Source organism: Frankia sp. Mgl5, assembly GCF_023242985.1.
GTDB lineage: Bacteria > Actinomycetota > Actinomycetes > Frankiales > Frankiaceae > Parafrankia > Parafrankia soli.
The window spans coordinates 1-231 of record NZ_JALKFY010000390.1; the positions used below are offsets into that span (position 1 = coordinate 1).

The 231-nt window shown below is 54.1% G+C and carries 1 pseudogene; it reads right to left on the reverse strand.

The window, feature by feature from the left end:
• Positions 1 to 12: 12 nt before the first annotated feature.
• A pseudogene (locus MXD62_RS09790) lies at positions 13 to 231 on the reverse strand (hypothetical protein); the annotation flags it as partial.

Genomic DNA, 231 nt, shown 5'->3' on the forward strand with positions numbered 1-231 from the left:
TTTTTGTGTTGCTTATTTTTTTACCAGCTCACGAGGCTGTCTATTGAAACTGCGCTTCTCGCCACGGAATTCGCCACCGCGGTGTTCCCCGCCGCGAGTATCTTTTCCTCTAGGCCTTGAGCCGCCAAATCCGTCTCTGCGGTCACGATCCCCGTCACGGCGCTGTTTGTATTTCGGACTGTCGCCCATTTTCACCTTTTTCGTGCGCAGTGGTCTTTCCGGGGTAAGCTC